General features: G+C 40.1%; 14 protein-coding genes and 1 pseudogene. 6 read left to right on the plus strand and 9 right to left on the minus strand.

All coding sequences use genetic code 11. The annotated features are described in order from the left end of the window. The first annotated feature begins 46 nt into the window (after positions 1–46). From metF to J5M87_RS07870, 6 genes and pseudogenes are all read left to right on the plus strand, one after another. A complete protein-coding gene (gene metF, locus J5M87_RS07845) occupies positions 47–919 on the plus strand; it encodes a methylenetetrahydrofolate reductase [NAD(P)H] (protein WP_154608344.1) in 873 nt (290 codons plus the stop codon). Positions 920–979: 60 nt separating this feature from the next. Then, on the plus strand, positions 980–2,353 hold the full coding sequence (gene mnmE, locus J5M87_RS07850; RefSeq protein WP_154608345.1) for a tRNA uridine-5-carboxymethylaminomethyl(34) synthesis GTPase MnmE: 1,374 nt from the start codon (positions 980–982) through the stop codon (positions 2,351–2,353). 229 nt (positions 2,354–2,582) lie between these two features. After that, positions 2,583–3,485, plus strand: coding sequence for a hypothetical protein (locus J5M87_RS07855; protein WP_154608346.1), 903 nt, complete (start codon positions 2,583–2,585; stop codon positions 3,483–3,485). Next, a pseudogene (locus tag J5M87_RS07860) lies at positions 3,484–3,656 on the plus strand (tRNA uridine-5-carboxymethylaminomethyl(34) synthesis GTPase MnmE); the annotation flags it as partial. The gene J5M87_RS07855 and the pseudogene J5M87_RS07860, both read left to right, overlap by 2 nt. Before the next feature lie 9 nt (positions 3,657–3,665). Beyond that, entirely contained in the window at positions 3,666–4,133 is a 468-nt protein-coding gene (locus J5M87_RS07865) for an NUDIX hydrolase (RefSeq protein ID WP_154608347.1), read from the plus strand. Positions 4,134–4,263: 130 nt separating this feature from the next. Beyond that, positions 4,264–4,734, plus strand: a complete 471-nt coding sequence (locus tag J5M87_RS07870) for a GNAT family N-acetyltransferase (protein WP_154608348.1) — start codon at positions 4,264–4,266, stop codon at positions 4,732–4,734. Between the two features lie 1,098 nt (positions 4,735–5,832). Here J5M87_RS07870 and J5M87_RS07875 read toward each other — a convergent pair. The 9 genes from J5M87_RS07875 to J5M87_RS07915 all read right to left on the minus strand — a co-directional run bounded on the left by J5M87_RS07875 (position 5,833) and on the right by J5M87_RS07915 (position 15,493). Continuing rightward, positions 5,833–7,542, minus strand: coding sequence for a DUF2075 domain-containing protein (locus J5M87_RS07875; protein ID WP_230089010.1), 1,710 nt, complete (start codon positions 7,540–7,542; stop codon positions 5,833–5,835). A gap of 47 nt (positions 7,543–7,589) precedes the next feature. Further along, positions 7,590–7,919 carry a nucleotide pyrophosphohydrolase gene (locus J5M87_RS07880; RefSeq protein ID WP_230082368.1) on the minus strand — a complete coding sequence of 110 codons (330 nt, stop codon included), beginning with the start codon at positions 7,917–7,919 and terminating at the stop codon, positions 7,590–7,592. A gap of 337 nt (positions 7,920–8,256) precedes the next feature. Further along, the gene (locus J5M87_RS07885; RefSeq protein WP_154608352.1) at positions 8,257–9,009 is read right to left on the minus strand and encodes a DUF6261 family protein; all 753 of its coding nucleotides are present in this window, start codon (positions 9,007–9,009) and stop codon (positions 8,257–8,259) included. 382 nt (positions 9,010–9,391) lie between these two features. After that, entirely contained in the window at positions 9,392–12,190 is a 2,799-nt protein-coding gene (ileS, locus tag J5M87_RS07890) for an isoleucine--tRNA ligase (RefSeq protein WP_154608353.1), read from the minus strand. Positions 12,191–12,200: 10 nt separating this feature from the next. Then, on the minus strand, positions 12,201–12,668 hold the full coding sequence (locus tag J5M87_RS07895; RefSeq protein ID WP_309109476.1) for a GNAT family N-acetyltransferase: 468 nt from the start codon (positions 12,666–12,668) through the stop codon (positions 12,201–12,203). 495 nt (positions 12,669–13,163) lie between these two features. Next, the gene (locus tag J5M87_RS07900; protein ID WP_154608354.1) at positions 13,164–13,886 is read right to left on the minus strand and encodes a DivIVA domain-containing protein; all 723 of its coding nucleotides are present in this window, start codon (positions 13,884–13,886) and stop codon (positions 13,164–13,166) included. Positions 13,887–13,892: 6 nt separating this feature from the next. Further along, positions 13,893–14,687: a YlmH family RNA-binding protein gene (locus J5M87_RS07905; protein ID WP_154608355.1), complete on the minus strand. Its 795-nt coding sequence runs from the start codon at positions 14,685–14,687 to the stop codon at positions 13,893–13,895. A 3-nt stretch (positions 14,688–14,690) separates the two neighbouring features. Then, positions 14,691–14,951 (minus strand): YggT family protein, encoded by a 261-nt coding sequence (locus tag J5M87_RS07910; RefSeq protein ID WP_154608356.1) that lies wholly within the window; start codon positions 14,949–14,951, stop codon positions 14,691–14,693. A 5-nt stretch (positions 14,952–14,956) separates the two neighbouring features. Next, positions 14,957–15,493: a cell division protein SepF gene (locus tag J5M87_RS07915; RefSeq protein WP_160463235.1), complete on the minus strand. Its 537-nt coding sequence runs from the start codon at positions 15,491–15,493 to the stop codon at positions 14,957–14,959. Positions 15,494–15,503: the final 10 nt, after the last annotated feature.

A 15,503-nucleotide genomic window follows, 5' to 3' on the forward strand; every position in this document is an offset into this window, starting at 1 on the left:
GTTTTTCCTCTACATCGTATATAGTATAGAAAGAAAGGAAACAACAATGGTTCATACTCCCAGTCTTTCATTTGAAGTATTCCCTCCAAATCCCGCCGCAGGAAATGAGAAAATTCTCTCTGCCCTTCAGGATATGCAGGGTCTTGCACCACATTTTATCAGCGTGACTGCAAGTAATAATACATTCAATATTGAAGAAACAACAGTTCGCTTAACCGATTATATTCAAAATGACTTGGGTATCCCTTCTATTGCCCATTTACCAGCGATTTATCTGACCAAGAAACAAGTAACCACTATTCTGGCTGCACTTGATCAGATTGGAGTTCATAAAATCTTGGCCCTCCGTGGGGATATCTTGCCTGATGTGACTCCGCAAAAGGATTTTCAGTATGCGACTGACTTGATTTCCTTTATAAAAGAAGAAGCACCACACTTTGATATTATCGGGGCTTGCTATCCAGAAGTCCACCCTGATTCACCGAATCAGCTTTCTGATATTAAACATCTAAAGAAAAAAGTCGATGCTGGTTGCTCGACCTTGGTCACCCAACTCTTCTTTGATAATGATGTCTTTTACGATTTTCAAGAAAAATGTCATCTAGCAGATATTGATGTTCCTATTTTGGCAGGCATTATGCCCATCATCAACCGCAATCAGGCCTTGCGCTTGCTCAATACCTGTGAAAATATCCGCTTACCACGTAAGTTTCGTGCGATTTTAGACAAGTATGAACACGACCCTGAGTCCTTAAAAGCAGCAGGTCTAGCTTACGCTATCGACCAAATTGTAGACCTGGTAACACATGATGTAGCAGGGATTCATCTCTACACAATGAACAACCCCTACGTTGCAAAACATATCTATCGCGCAACCTATTCATTGTTTAAACATTCACCACTCATCGCCAAAGCATAGTCCTCCTATTACCCTTTCTATTTTCTTGATAGAGAGGGTATTTTACGTTACAATAGAGATATGATTACAAAAGAATTTGATACGATTGCAGCCATCTCTACTCCTCTGGGAGAAGGTGCTATTGGAATTGTCCGTTTGTCTGGGAGTGAGGCAATTACGATTGCAAACAGCGTTTTTAAAGAAAAAAATCTTCAGGAAGTAGCCAGCCATACCATTCACTATGGCCACATTCTGGATCCAATGGATAATATCGTGGTCGACGAGGTTATGGTCTCTGTCATGAAAGCTCCTAAGACTTTTACACGGGAAAATATCGTTGAAATCAATACCCACGGCGGAATTGCGGTGACCAATGAAATTCTCCAACTAGTCATCCGTCAAGGAGCACGACTAGCAGAACCCGGAGAATTTACGAAACGAGCCTTTTTAAATGGTCGTGTCGATCTCACTCAGGCAGAAGCTGTTATGGATATTATCCGAGCCAAGACAGATAAGGCTATGCATCAAGCTGTTCGGCAGCTAGACGGTTCCCTTTCTACTCTCATTAACAACACTCGCCAGGAAATTCTCAATACACTTGCCCAGGTCGAGGTCAATATTGACTACCCTGAATATGACGATGTCGAAGAAGCTACAACCGAGCTAGTCCGTGAGAAAACCATGGAATTTCAAGCCTTGCTAGAACGCCTCCTCAAAACAGCACGCCGAGGCAAAATTCTACGTGAGGGAATTGCAACAGCTATTATTGGACGTCCTAATGTTGGCAAATCAAGTTTGTTAAACAATCTCCTACGAGAGGATAAGGCTATTGTCACTGATATTGAAGGGACTACCCGTGACATCATCGAAGAATATGTCAACATCAACGGTGTCCCCCTCAAACTGATTGATACTGCAGGGATTCGTGAGACTGACGATTTAGTAGAAAAAATTGGGGTAGAACGTTCCAAAAAAGCCCTCGAAGAAGCTGATTTAGTTCTTCTAGTCCTCAATGCTAGTGAGCTCTTAACAGAACAAGATCGCCAGTTGCTAGCAATCAGTCAAGATAGCAATCGGATTGTTCTTCTAAACAAGACGGACCTACCGATTCAAATTGAGCAAGACCAGCTACCTACTGATACGATTTCTATCTCTGTCTTAACCAATCAAAATATTGATCAGATTGAAGAGCGAATCAATCAACTTTTCTTTGAAAATGCAGGACTCGTTGAACAAGATGCCACTTATCTCTCCAATGCCCGACACATCTCTCTCATTGAGCAAGCAGTTCAAGCCTTGCAGGCAGTCAATGAGGGACTGGAAATGGGCATGCCAGTTGATCTGCTTCAAGTCGATTTAACGCGTTGCTGGCAAATTCTTGGTGAAATTACTGGAGATGCTGCACCGGATGAGCTGATTACCCAACTATTCAGCCAATTCTGTTTAGGAAAATAGACGTTCAAAAGAGACTCCAACTACTTGTATTGGGATCAGGAATCCTATTATCCTATTGAACAACTATGCCTTACACGGGTAAAAAATTGGCGTATAATGTAAGTGTGCATCATGTTTTACAATGTTAAAAAAGAAACTTTAGTATATTTAAAAAATTCAAAGTAACAGGATTCAATGATTTAGTCTGGGAAATAAAGTAATGTAATCATAAAATTCATAGGAGGTTGCTATGATTGTACTAACCAATGACCGCTTGCGGGTGGAAATTTCCGAACCTGGTGAGCGTCCGAATGATACTTTCCGCTTTGACAGGGCAGGGTTCATTTCGGAAGTTACGCTTGACGGAGATACCCATTTTTGTGCCAATGAGCCCATGAACTTACGGCATTTGTCTTCTGGTGGTCGAGGATTGTGTTGTGAATTTAGTGGAGATTTCAGCTCTGGAGCTACCGTTGGCGAATTTTTCCCGAAATTAGGCGTTGGGCTCATCAAGCAGGATTCAGATGTAGGCTACCAATTTGCTCATCAGTATGATGAGGTTGAGCCTTATCCTGTAACGATGAAACACACGCAGACTAGTGCCAGTTTTGTCACGAAGGCAGTGCCTTGCCTCGGTATCGCAGCTACTATTAAAAAAACCATCAGCATCGAGGAAAATCGAGTGACTCTGAAAGCCTCCATCACCAATGTCGGGGATAAGGTCATCGAGACCGAAGAATATTGCCATAATTTCCTTAGCATTGACGGTATGGCTATTTCACCTGACTACCGCTTGGAATTGCCTGATATGCCTGACTTGGGTCATCAGGGACTGGAAGGTTTTGGCGGTTATGACCACAATAATTTTGTAGCAGATGGCAAAGCTATCGCTTTTAAGCAATGCGAGACGGATGTGTCGCTCAGTGTTTTGCCCATTCCCAAGACAGACAAGACCACCTTCACATGGACCTTACTCCACAAGGGGGCTAAGGCCAGCGTAACAGGAATTGATGAGGTCCAACCGACTAGCCTCCTACTCTGGGCGACTGATCATATCATCAGTCCAGAAATTATCCAAAAGATCACTGTTGCACCTGGCCAATCCTTTAGCTGGAAACGCTGCTGGATTTTTGAAGCTGAGCCACGGTGGTAAAGCCATAGAGGCTCTGCAGGCGGTAAACGACGGACTTGAAATAGAAAGCCTGTCGACTTGCTCCAAGTGAATTTGATCCACTGCTGGCAGATTCTCGGAGAAAGCACAGGAGACGCCAAACCCGATGAACTGATTACCCAGCTCTTTAGCCAGTTCTGTCTCGGAAAATAGGAGGATACCATGTCTGTCAAACTGATTGCCCATGCTTTGATGAAAAAGGAACACCGCTACCTTGTCCTCAAACGTTCTAGTATCAAACGAGGAAAAGCCAATGTTTACCCAAACTACTGGGATATTCCTGGAGGCGGTGTCGAATTACATGAATTGCCTCAGGCTGCTGCTCTTCGGGAGACACTTGAAGAAGCCAATCAAGTCATCACGATTACTGGCATTCTCCACGAAGATAGCCAGTTTGATTCTGATAAACAGACCGTTTTTACACGATTGGTCTACGCCACTCACCTAAAAGAGAAACGCCCTATTGAGCTTGACCCAGAAGAACACACCGATTTCCGCTGGATTAAATCTTTGGAGGAATTAGAGGGAGAACAGATTGTACCTTATCTCTACGATCTTATCCCAACTGCTCCTAGAAAAGGACAATATAGTGAATTGAATAAAGGTGAAGATAGCGTTAAGTCGCTTTGATGAAAAAGGAACACAGCTACCTTGTCCTTAAACGTTCTAGTATCAAAAGAGGACAAGCAAATGTTTACCCTCAAAATCAGGCTTTGCAACCTTCTACAAAAATATAAAACAAATAAATTGGAGAGAACATATGAAGTTTACCGTTAAAGAAATAAAAGATAAAGAAGAAAAGGAAAAGATTTCTAAGGAAATTCTTTACGATCTTCCAGAATGGTTTGGCATGCCAGAAAGCACAGAAGAATATGTCACTGATTCACAAGACAAACCTTTCTTGGCTTCTTTTTATCAAGATGAAATTGTCGGATTTATAGTTTTAAATACTACAAGTCCAGACTGTGCAGACATATTTGTAATGGGAATCAAAAAGAAGTTCCACCGACAAGGTGCAGCAACACAATTAAATGAAGAGTATGAAAAACTAGCTAAGAAATTAGGGTACATATATTCCCAAGTAAAAACAGTTCAATCTGGCCACTATAAAGAATATGATATTACAAATAGTTTTTATACTTCGGTAGGTTATAAGGAGTTAGAAGTATTTCCAACCTTATGGGATGAATGGAATCCTTGCCAAATTTACATTAAATATTTAGGGAATTAAACATATCAATAATAAGCTTCCCTACATGACTCGAATATAGTTTCTGTCAGTATTGATTTGACTGTACGATTTTACAGGCGAAAGTGTTGAAGTGAGTAAATTGCTACAAGACATTGCGCTACGTGAAACCCTTGAAGAAACCAATCAGCTTATTACTATTTCTGGTATTCTCCACGAAGACAGTCAGTTTGACCGAAAAAAAGACATGCCTAGTCTATACTTCTGCTATCCATACGGGGCGCCCTGTCCTACTCAATCCAGAAAAACATATCGTTTTTCGCTGGATAACCTCTAGAAGAGTTGCAAAGAGAACTGGTTGTCCTTTATTTACAAGAACTGATTCCTTCTTACTAGACTGACTAGTTTATCAATTATGAGAAATACACCTCAAAAGAGAGGATGGACAAAAACGCAATTTTGAGTTACAATATAGCGACGATTCATATTATAGTGAATTGAATAAAGGTTAAGACATCGCTAAGTCGCTTTAGTTCTATCTGCAGCTCCTTTCCTTATCCTATTCCTTTCTCAACCCACTATAAAAAACGCATACAATCAACGTTTTACAGAACGTGATTTTATGCGTTTTTATTATTTGCAGAATTTTCCCTAGCCTCGTTTTTAATAGGGGGGGGTGAAAAGGCTATCCATAATGGTTGAAACTCTAACACACAAACTATAAAATATAGAAACGAGTATCAGCAAGATGAATTGACGAGTATCTCTCACAAAATACGACTCATACTCGGCAGATAAGCTCTCTAATTTTATAATGGAGGTTCTCTATGAAACCTGTGTAAACGTTACTGTCCTATCATTGTTTGTATTATTTACACCTTCTACTCCAAAGCGTGAGATGACTACATTTGACCAACAAGCAAAGGATTATGAGCTTGTCACAATTGTCTCATTCACTTGCATTTGGCTGCTGTAGGCTGGAAAATTTCGGAGCGATTTACAGCCGACTTGACCAATTATTCAGTCTTCTACTAAAGTTATTGACTGAACTTTCCGTTATGAATAACTACCTCAAGCATCAAAAGATGACTACTCCGTAACGAGGTACTTTTTTATCTCTCACCGAATATCAGCCATTCCTTACTTTTCTATCTTAAAAACAGATTTTAAATATTCTTTAAAATCGTCATTATGCCAAAAACCAAGCCGAATACCGTCTATACCTCTTGTCAGTAAAACATAATAAATATTCAATACAAAGATGGTAAACTCTTGCCTATTTTCAGGCACTTCCAATTCTGCGACCGTATGCTTTCCATTCACATTTTTAAAATTCTTTGGCTCTCCATACAATCTACCTTGTGAATCAACCAGTAAGTCATTTCCAATTAACACACCGACCTTATTTAAATCAATTCCTTGAACAGCAAAAACGGATCCAATCTGATCCTCCCCATCAGCATCCTTCGAAGCAATCCAATTAACTTGGGTAGAATTCCAACGTCTTTTAATATCTCCTTCATGAAAATGCGTAATAGTTGGATTTTTACCCTCTTTTTGTTTCCAATCTTCTACCAAACCTGCTAATACACGATTCAAATGATTTGGATGATAATTTCTATCCTCCTCAATCCAATCAATTAAATGCTGTAGTGGCTGATTCTCAAAATAGCCAAAATAAGCATCTGGACTATTATCATGAAAAACCTCACGATTAAAATTCGGATTAAAATTTGTATACTCAAGCAATCCTGTATCCTTGTAAAGTAAATATTTAATCCCATTAATATAGTCATCTGAGGTATAATTTTTAGAAACAGGTGCTTGAATACGAAATTGGGTCTTCAAATAACATTGTTCAAAGTCAGATGTTAATGATGTAAAGATTGCCCGTGAAATATTGGCTGGACGAATGGCTTGTAACACATCATACATTAAAATTAACTGATTTGACAAATCAATTAGAGGTTCCAGATGATTTTGATAGTGTTTAAAGACCTTGTGGTGGTAGATTGTATTAAAAGATGGATGTTGTTTCGCTCCCCTGCGAGATAATTTATGGGATTCATCTACAATGATGATATCATAGTTTTTCATCGTATTGATTACTTGAGTCGAACTACCAATTATGAGATTGTCATCATTCAGTCCATAAATCTTAAAAATTTCCTCTGCCACATTGGTCCAATTAGGTTGAACAACAATAGCGATACGAGAGTGGGGTTTAGCATTGCGTAAGGATGCAACCAAGTGAGTTAATAAGACGGTCTTACCCGTACCAGCATCGCCATTAATCACATAGTTTTTATGTGAATGGTTGATAATCTCATCAATCAAGCTCTGTTGTTGCTCGGTGAGTTGTTTTATAGGACTATATTTAACAAGTGCTCTATTTCGCAATTCATCTAAACTATCTGTCTGAACCCACTGTTCTTTTACTAGAACTTGCTCCCAAAATGGCAATAAAACCTTTTGGAAAATATCATCACGTTCTGGATAATCATGAACTGCATTTCCGCGATTACCATTAATAACTTCATCTCGATTAAATTCAATTTGTCCTGCTTTAAACTTAGAATTATCAGCCATAAAGTAAGTAATAAGCTGATTTTCAACATCATCTAAGGCTGATCTATGAAAATACTGTGACAATAAAATCATCACTTCATCAAAATTAGCCGACTGAAACTTTTCTTCCTTCCCAGAATAATGTTGCTGATGCCGAGTAAGTAATTGCCTCGTCTGACCTATGTAGATTTTTCTTGATTGCTTACTACGATAGATATAAATCACATTGCCACCAATCAATACATTTCTCTGTTTCTCTTGTAGTTGATCGAGCCCTTGCAACTTTCCTTCATGAATTTTCAACGTAAAAGAAGTAAATTTCGCCATTCTTACTTCTCTCCTCTTAACTCTGTATATTTTTTCTTCGAGCCATAACTCTCTGCAACAGGATATTTTTCCATATTACGTGCTAATTTCTCTTCCATAATTTCTTCAACACTACAACCTAGATTACTAGCTAGCATAAAGGAATAGATGAGTACATCAGCCAGTTCTTCCTTTAGTTCTAGACTATTTGTCTGAAGCACTTCTTCAGATGATTTCCATTGAAACAGTTCCAGTAATTCACTTGCTTCCAGAGAAATTGAAATCGCCAAATCTTTCTCATTATGGAATTGTCTCCAATTACGCTCATCTCGAAACTGATCAATTTGTTTCATTAAATGATTCACTAGCATTACCTCCTCATATCGTATAAACCAGCATCTATATTCTTACTAAAAGTATACTATAATTCTAAAGATTCATCTATAGAATATAACAAGCTTTTGTAACTTATTCTTAGTTGTTTCAATCAATTATCTACGTATAATAAAAAGAAGCTAGGCGGAAAATCCAGCTTCTCCTATCAAAGTTAGGAAACACAGGTTGGCGCAGTAGTTGATTGACAACTTTGTTTACTCTTCAACCTTTCAAGAGTACCTAATCAACCGAGGTAGGACTATAAAGTCAATTTCTACAAAATCACGATTGAATCCCACTCTCTTTCTTATTCTATTATAAAACTTCTAATTTGGTCCTTACGCCCTCTTCTTTCTTTACTGTCTTGCGTTTTTTGTAGCGCTGACGAATGATATTGAGCTGATGATGTAAATCGGTAAGTTCTGTCCGCTCCGGATAGGCAGAAGCCATGACCGCCGTAAAATCGACAAAGAAATGATAGATATCAAATAATTGCGCTCGCAAAGCTTTAGACTGACTAGGTAGGTGTTCCTTTTGTTCTTCCAAACGTAATTTATACCTGCGGTCAAAAGTCGCTTGTGCCTCCATCAATTGATTCAGATAAACGGTTAGATAGAGATTTGCTATAGCTTGTTGACAGTCATCACTCGACAAGGCCTTGAGCAGTTGGTTAATCTTGGCACTTTCTTTTTCATAGCTGTCTGTAACGCTCACCTTGTGCTGCTTGAGGACAGCCGATAAGGTTTCATAAGCTGCCTTGGTCGCTGGCTCCTTAACGCGAGAAAAGGCACGAATCAAATTGGAAAGGGTGAGCATTGCCGCATCTCGTTCCCTATCTGCTGACTCCAAGTCCTGCACTGCTTTACCAGTATTTTTGGTTAGTTGCACTAGTCGAAACCTCTCTAACAGGCTCGAAAAGTCCTCCAACTCCTTGGGATAAACAGCTTCTACCTTATGCTTACTGACAAAGGCTGAAACAGCATCTCTGCTCTCTATCATCAATTGAAGAAAGCTAGTGTTATCTAAAGCTCGAACCGCCAAATGTTTAATACCATACGTATAGATCATATATCTCTCCTTTATATTTTTATGGTTCACCTTTTCTATTCGTAATTCCAAATAAAAAATGCCAGACTGGAATGCTAGAGAACAATATCTCACCCAAAAATGTGAGTCTTGAAATATAGGGAAGGAGTTTTTAATGAATATTGTCTGACTGAGAAGTTAGGAAGAATTTTTTTCATCAAAGAAAAACAGACTTAGAAATTAGGAAACTATTTTTCATCGAAAAATGTCAGACTTACCATTCTGCCAATCGCTGACAGTAAAAACTCCCTGCACGGTCTATGTTGCAGGGAGTATTGTTGTATGGTATCACTTTTCGTGTTCTATAAAAATCAAGGGCTGATAAGGGATTACTGGATATTTTTTTAAAAAACTGGGAAATTTTTTATTTCTCTTCAAATCCTTCTGCTACAGCTTCTGGGAAGTTAGCTTCAAGAATGGTAGCACAGTGGTCGCAGACTGTTGCAAGGTGCGGATTTGCATGTGTACCGACACTTGTATCAAGGCGGCGGCAACGTTCACAGACTTCTCCTGCTGCCCGTTCAACTGTAAAGGCTACATCTTCAAAGGCTACACTAGCTGCTGGTGCTGCTCCTTCTGCAATCGTCACTTGAGATACGATGAGGAGTTGTGCTACATCACTATTGATTGCTTCTAATAGCACTTTTGTTACTTCATCAGGATAAATCGTCAAGTGTGCTTCAAGCGATTTACCGATCACTTTTTCAGCACGTGCTTCTTCCAAGGCTTTTTGCGCTTTGCCACGGAAATCCATAAAGGCTGACCAAGTATCCAAAATTTCAGCTTGATGATCAAATGTTTGTGCTTCTGGCAATTCAGCTAATTGGACAAAGTCTTCTGCTTCATGCTCCAGGTAAGACCAGATTTCTTCTGCCGTATGTGGTAAGATTGGCGTCAAGAGCTTAGTCAATTTAACAAGCATGTCATAGAAAACAGTCTGCATTTGACGGCGTTCCAATGATTTTGCTCCTTCGATATAGACGACATCTTTGGCGAAATCAAGGTAGAAGGCTGATAAATCAACCGTCACAAAGTTCACAATTGTCTTGTAAATATCCAAGAATTTGAAGTCCGCATAGGCTTCACGAATGCTTGACACGACTTGATTAAAGCGAATGGTCATGTATTTATCAACAGAACGCAATTCTTCATAAGAAACAGCATCTGCTGCTGGAACAAAATCAGACGTATTGGCAATCAAGAAACGAAGCGTATTGCGAATCTTCCGATAGGTTTCTGAAACTTGGCTCAAAATATCCATTGAAATCCGCACATCGTTACTAGTATCAACACTCGTTACCCAGAGACGCAGGATTTCTGCTCCAAATTGTTTTTCGACATCACTTGGCAAGATGGTATTCCCAAGAGATTTGGACATTTTCTCCCCTTTTCCATCCAAGACAAATCCTTGTGACAAGATTTGCTTGTAAGGTGCAACACCATTTGCAGCTACTGAGGTAATCAATGAGGAGTTAAACCAACCACGGTATTGGTCAGATCCTTCTAAATACAAGTCAGCTGGGTAGCTCAATTCTGGGCGGGTATTTACGACCCCATTCCATGATGAACCAGAGTCAAACCAAACATCCATAATGTCTGTTTCCTTGGTAAACTGACCATTTGGAGAAGCTGGATGAGTAAAGCCTGCTGGCAAGAGATCCTTGGCCTCACGCTCCCACCAGATAATCGAACCGTGCTCAGCAAAGAGCTCTGCGACATGTTCAATCGTTTCTTCTGTCATAATTGGTGTTCCATCTTCCGCATAGAAGATTGGAAGAGGCACACCCCAAGCACGTTGACGAGAAATCACCCAATCACCACGGTCACGAATCATATTGTACAGACGAACCTTGCCCCATTCTGAATGGAAGGTTACTTTTTCGATTTCATCAAGAATTTCCTGACGGAATTTTGATACAGAGGCAAACCATTGTGGTACAGCACGCCAGATGATTGGCTTTTTGGTCCGCCAATCAAATGGGTAGGAGTGAGAGATTTCTTCTTGGGCAAGCAGTAAATTACCTAATTTTTCAATAACAGTTGGAACAACTTTTTCATAGAACTGGCCTTCAAAGTCTGGACCAGCATTTTCTGTCATAAGCCCCCGCTCGTTGACAGTCACAGCCACTTCCAAGCCATATTTAATCCCAACATTGTAGTCATCCTCACCAAATCCTGGTGCCGTATGGACAACCCCTGTACCTGAATCAAGGGTAACATGGTCACCATTCATGACCAACTCATCATGCTCCACATCCCATGGGTGTTCCGTCACAATTCGGTCTAATTCTTGCCCCTTATAGCTGGCAACAACTTGTGGATTTTCCCAACCAAAGCGCTCTGCTAAGCTAGGCAGTAATTCCCCAGCCACAAGGAATTTACGGTCGTCATTTGCAGGTTTCACCACTACGTATTCAAAATCAGGGCCGACTGTCAATCCACGAGAAGCTGTAATCGTAAATGGTGTCGTTGTCCAAACGACGATATAGGTATCTGTATCCAAGATTCCTTTACCGTCTTTGACACGGTTGGCATAGTAGAGGGAAGTAGATACCAAGTCATGGTATTCGATTTCTGCTTCTGCTAGAGCTGACTCAGAGGACCATGACCAATAGACGGGCTTAGCTCCGCGATAGATGTAGCCTTTCTTAGCCATTTCACCAAAGACACGGATTTGTGCTGCTTCATAATCGGGTGTCAAGGTAACATAAGGATTGTCCCAATCTCCAGATACACCCAAGCGTTTGAAATCCTCCCGTTGCTTATCGACTTGACTGAGGGCGTAGTCACGGCACATCTTGAGGTAATCAACCAAGCCCATTTCCTTGCGTTTCACTCCTTGTTTGGCCAAGACTTGCTCGATTGGCAAACCATGTGTATCCCAACCTGGAATGTAGGGTGCATAGAAGCCAGACATGGATTTTGAGCGCACAATGATGTCTTTTGAAATCTTGTTCATGGCATGTCCGACGTGTATATTTCCATTGGCATAGGGAGGGCCATCATGCAAGACAAAGTGCGGTTTACCTTCGTTTAAGGCTTGACGTTTTTTGTAGAGTTCTGCCTCTTCCCATTCTTTTTGCCAAACTGGTTCTTTGGTTGGCAAGCCTGCACGCATTGGAAAAGCTGTTTTTCCAAGATTCAAGGTATCTTTTAATTTCATAAGTTCTCCTTTATTTGATGTCTAATTTCATTACTATTTCATTCTTAGATAGACCTACAGAATGAAACCCCAACCGTTCTAATATGCTTCGCATACGATGATTACCGACAACATAGCTTACCAAAACATGACGACAAGTCGGATCTGCCTTTGCTCGTCGAATGACCCATTTCAGAGCCTCTTTGCCATAGCCTAGATTCTGATAGGTTTGGTCAATCATCAAGCGCCAAATCAAGTATTCCTGCTTCTCTTTGCATAACAAGAGAAAACCAACCACCTTATCCCCTTCAAGAACCGCTAAGGGCTCAATCTGATCCTTATCCCGATAGAGCCACGCCTGAGCTAGCGAATAGAGATTGGAAGCCAAACGTCGCTCATCTTTGGAGCTGACCGATAGCTGGATAACAGCTTCAAATGTTGTCTCATCTACTAATGCTAATCTAATCATCTGTAACACACATTCTTTTGGATACTTCATCACATATCCTATTCTGATGTCGTTCACTCACCTTGCTAGCATTCTCTTCTAGCTTAGTTTCCTTACTTATACCCAATCAAAAGCAAGGTTCCCATTTTAAATACTTTCTGTAGTAGTACCGTGCAGGCTACTCTTTGATCTTGCGTATCATTTTACTCATTGCAAAAGTATCCTATTTAACTCACTTCGTTCTCTCAGCGTGTAGCGCATTTAAGATAAAGTGGCTATTGGTGTCACTTGGTGAATAGCAAGTGGTTGCTTATATTTTAGGGCATGACAATAAAAAAACTCCCGCCAAAAAGGACGAAAGTTCGTGGTACCACCTTAGTTCAGATAGGCAAAATGCCCATCCCTTCTGTTGCTCGTTAACGGGAGCAAACCGTTTTCCCCTACTTTGTTCAAAGAAAATCCTATAGAATGATAATAAGATACAAAGGGAGTGCAGGTCTTCCACCATCACCTACTCGCTAAAACTATTTCTACCTTACCGTATTTCTACTCATCTTCACTATTAAATTCAATGGCTACACCAAGCGAATTTTGTTTCTCCGCAGCTTCTGCTTGCTCTAGTGCTTCTGCTTGTTTAGCCAATTCAGCCATTTCCTCAGCTGTTAATTGACGAGTCACTTCTAGCTCATCATCTTGAACATCAATGGCCTCAGACAAGGCTTCTTCCAAAACCTCACGGAAGGCTTCATCACTTGTTTGTAAATAAGAAGCTGTTGGACGTAGTAATTCTTCCCATTCTGGCGAATTCACCAATGATAATTGACTTTCGACTACTGATTTCAAGCGCTGATGAAAGACACGTGTCTTATTTTTAAGTTCTTCTGTTTCAACTGCCACTTTTTTCGCATTGTCAGTCGCTAAGCGAAGAATCTCATTTGCCTTTTCTTTTGAAGCATTCAACAAGGAATGTCCGTCATATTCTGCTTGCTTAATGATATTAGAAGATTGTTCTTTAGCTGCAATCTTCACTTTTTCAGCAGTATCTTGAGCTAAAATAACCGATTGACTGAGCGACTCTTTCAATTCATCAAAATAAGCAAGACGATCTTTCAAAGACTTGATTTCCATTTCTTGCTCATGATTGATACGAACCAATTGCTCATAATCTTCTGTCACAATATCCAAGAACTCATCAACTTCTTCTGGATCATAGCCTCTAAATTTTGTACCAAATGTCTTGTCTTTGAGTTCTAATGATGTCAGTACCATAATTCCCTACTTTCTAATAACTTCTACTTCTAGTTTTACTTTACCCTGCTTAGAATAACCAATCAATTTTGCGACACGCACTCTCCCAAAACCTCTGACACTTATCAATTGCCCCTCTTCCATTGTCTTTCCCACTTGCTCCACAATATGATAATCGACCTTTACCTGTCTTGCTTCAATCAGCTGACTAGCTCTTGAACGTGGAATCCGAAAGACAGTAGACACTAACTTATCAATCCGTAAACTCGATACAAGAATCTGTTCTGTCTCAGCATCAAAGGAATGCTTCACTGAAATAGATTTTCTATCAACTTCCGTCCACTCAACAGGTGTCCTAGCAACTTTTTGGACTTCTGATACTAAAAGAGGAACAAAACGACGATCAAGGAGAACGTAGGTATGCTCTTCTTCTAATAAAATATCCCCAATATGTTGTCGCTTAATGCCTAAGCGATTCACCAAGGTCCCTAAAATTTGGGAATGGGTCAATGATGCATACTTGCGCGGATAGGAAAGCTCAACAAAAGCCATGTCAAAATCCTGCTCATCAAGCCTATAATAATCTGGAGCAATAATACCCCTTGAAAATTCTGTTGAGACAAGTGAGCGACTGGTAAAATACCGCAATTGAAAATAGCCTGCAATAGAGTGTGCAATCTCATCTTGCTTAGGATTTAAAAAAGCAGTCAGACGATAGGAATAGGTCATCTCCACCTGCTGACAGATGTCAATGATTTTTTCGATAAACTCCTTTTCTTCTCGGGGGAAATGTTGCAACAACTGCTTATATTCTCTTGTCATATCTTATACATAATACAATAGATAGTGCAACAGGTTCGATACGAGTTCGAGCAAGAGCAAGACAATGACAACTGTCCAATCCATCCCTAAGAATTGCAATTTCAAGCGCTGAAAAGGTGCCAAAATCGGTCTTACTAGACTTATTATGAAACGTCCAATAGCACTATCATAGGCATTTGGAACCCATGATAGAAAGGCATAAGCAAGCAAAAGATAGGAGTAAATTTCTACTACTTTTAGTAGTATCGAAATAACCAGTGCCATATTCTCTACCGTTTCATATCAAAATCAAATGATGCCTCTTGCGTATGATGGGAGGTGTTTGTTCGCAAGTCTTCCATATTGACTGTCACATTAGCCGGTGTTAAGAGCCACATCGTATTGGACACTTTTTTCAGATTTCCAGATAAGACAGAACGAGCCCCATCTAAATAATCTAAACAACGGCGTGCTTGCGTTTCAGACATGTGTTGAAAATCAATCAAGATACTCGCATCATCAATCAATAGTTGAACCATTTCTGGTGCATCCTCATATCGTTTCGGATACTTAATATCAATCGTTGATCTTCCAACTCCAGTCTTTGCTATTGACGAATCTTCTTGAGACCGCGTCAAAGGCGTAGGAACAGACTGAGAACGACTACTAAATGGAGAAGTAGTTGCAACTGGTTCTTGTTCTTTAGCTGGTAGAGGAGCTACTCTCATTTTAGGACTTTCATTCTCCATGCTATATCCTTCTTGCTCTGTATCATCGTCTATTTCAAAGTAGTTAATTATATTTCTAAATGTATCTTTAAAAGCCACGTTTTTCTTC

It is taken from the genome of Streptococcus sp. zg-86 (genome assembly GCF_017639855.1).
Classification (GTDB): domain Bacteria; phylum Bacillota; class Bacilli; order Lactobacillales; family Streptococcaceae; genus Streptococcus; species Streptococcus zhangguiae.

Coding starts and splice junctions, on each gene's coding strand:
- metF (WP_154608344.1), top strand. CDS start 47: ATGGTTCATACTCCCAGTCTTTCATTTGAAGTATTCCCTCCAAATCCC.
- mnmE (WP_154608345.1), top strand. CDS start 980: ATGATTACAAAAGAATTTGATACGATTGCAGCCATCTCTACTCCTCTG.
- J5M87_RS07855 (WP_154608346.1), top strand. CDS start 2,583: ATGATTGTACTAACCAATGACCGCTTGCGGGTGGAAATTTCCGAACCT.
- J5M87_RS07865 (WP_154608347.1), top strand. CDS start 3,666: ATGTCTGTCAAACTGATTGCCCATGCTTTGATGAAAAAGGAACACCGC.
- J5M87_RS07870 (WP_154608348.1), top strand. CDS start 4,264: ATGAAGTTTACCGTTAAAGAAATAAAAGATAAAGAAGAAAAGGAAAAG.
- J5M87_RS07880 (WP_230082368.1), bottom strand. CDS start 7,919: ATGAAACAAATTGATCAGTTTCGAGATGAGCGTAATTGGAGACAATTC.
- J5M87_RS07885 (WP_154608352.1), bottom strand. CDS start 9,009: ATGATCTATACGTATGGTATTAAACATTTGGCGGTTCGAGCTTTAGAT.
- ileS (WP_154608353.1), bottom strand. CDS start 12,190: ATGAAATTAAAAGATACCTTGAATCTTGGAAAAACAGCTTTTCCAATG.
- J5M87_RS07895 (WP_309109476.1), bottom strand. CDS start 12,668: ATGAAGTATCCAAAAGAATGTGTGTTACAGATGATTAGATTAGCATTA.
- J5M87_RS07900 (WP_154608354.1), bottom strand. CDS start 13,886: ATGGTACTGACATCATTAGAACTCAAAGACAAGACATTTGGTACAAAA.
- J5M87_RS07905 (WP_154608355.1), bottom strand. CDS start 14,687: ATGACAAGAGAATATAAGCAGTTGTTGCAACATTTCCCCCGAGAAGAA.
- J5M87_RS07910 (WP_154608356.1), bottom strand. CDS start 14,951: ATGGCACTGGTTATTTCGATACTACTAAAAGTAGTAGAAATTTACTCC.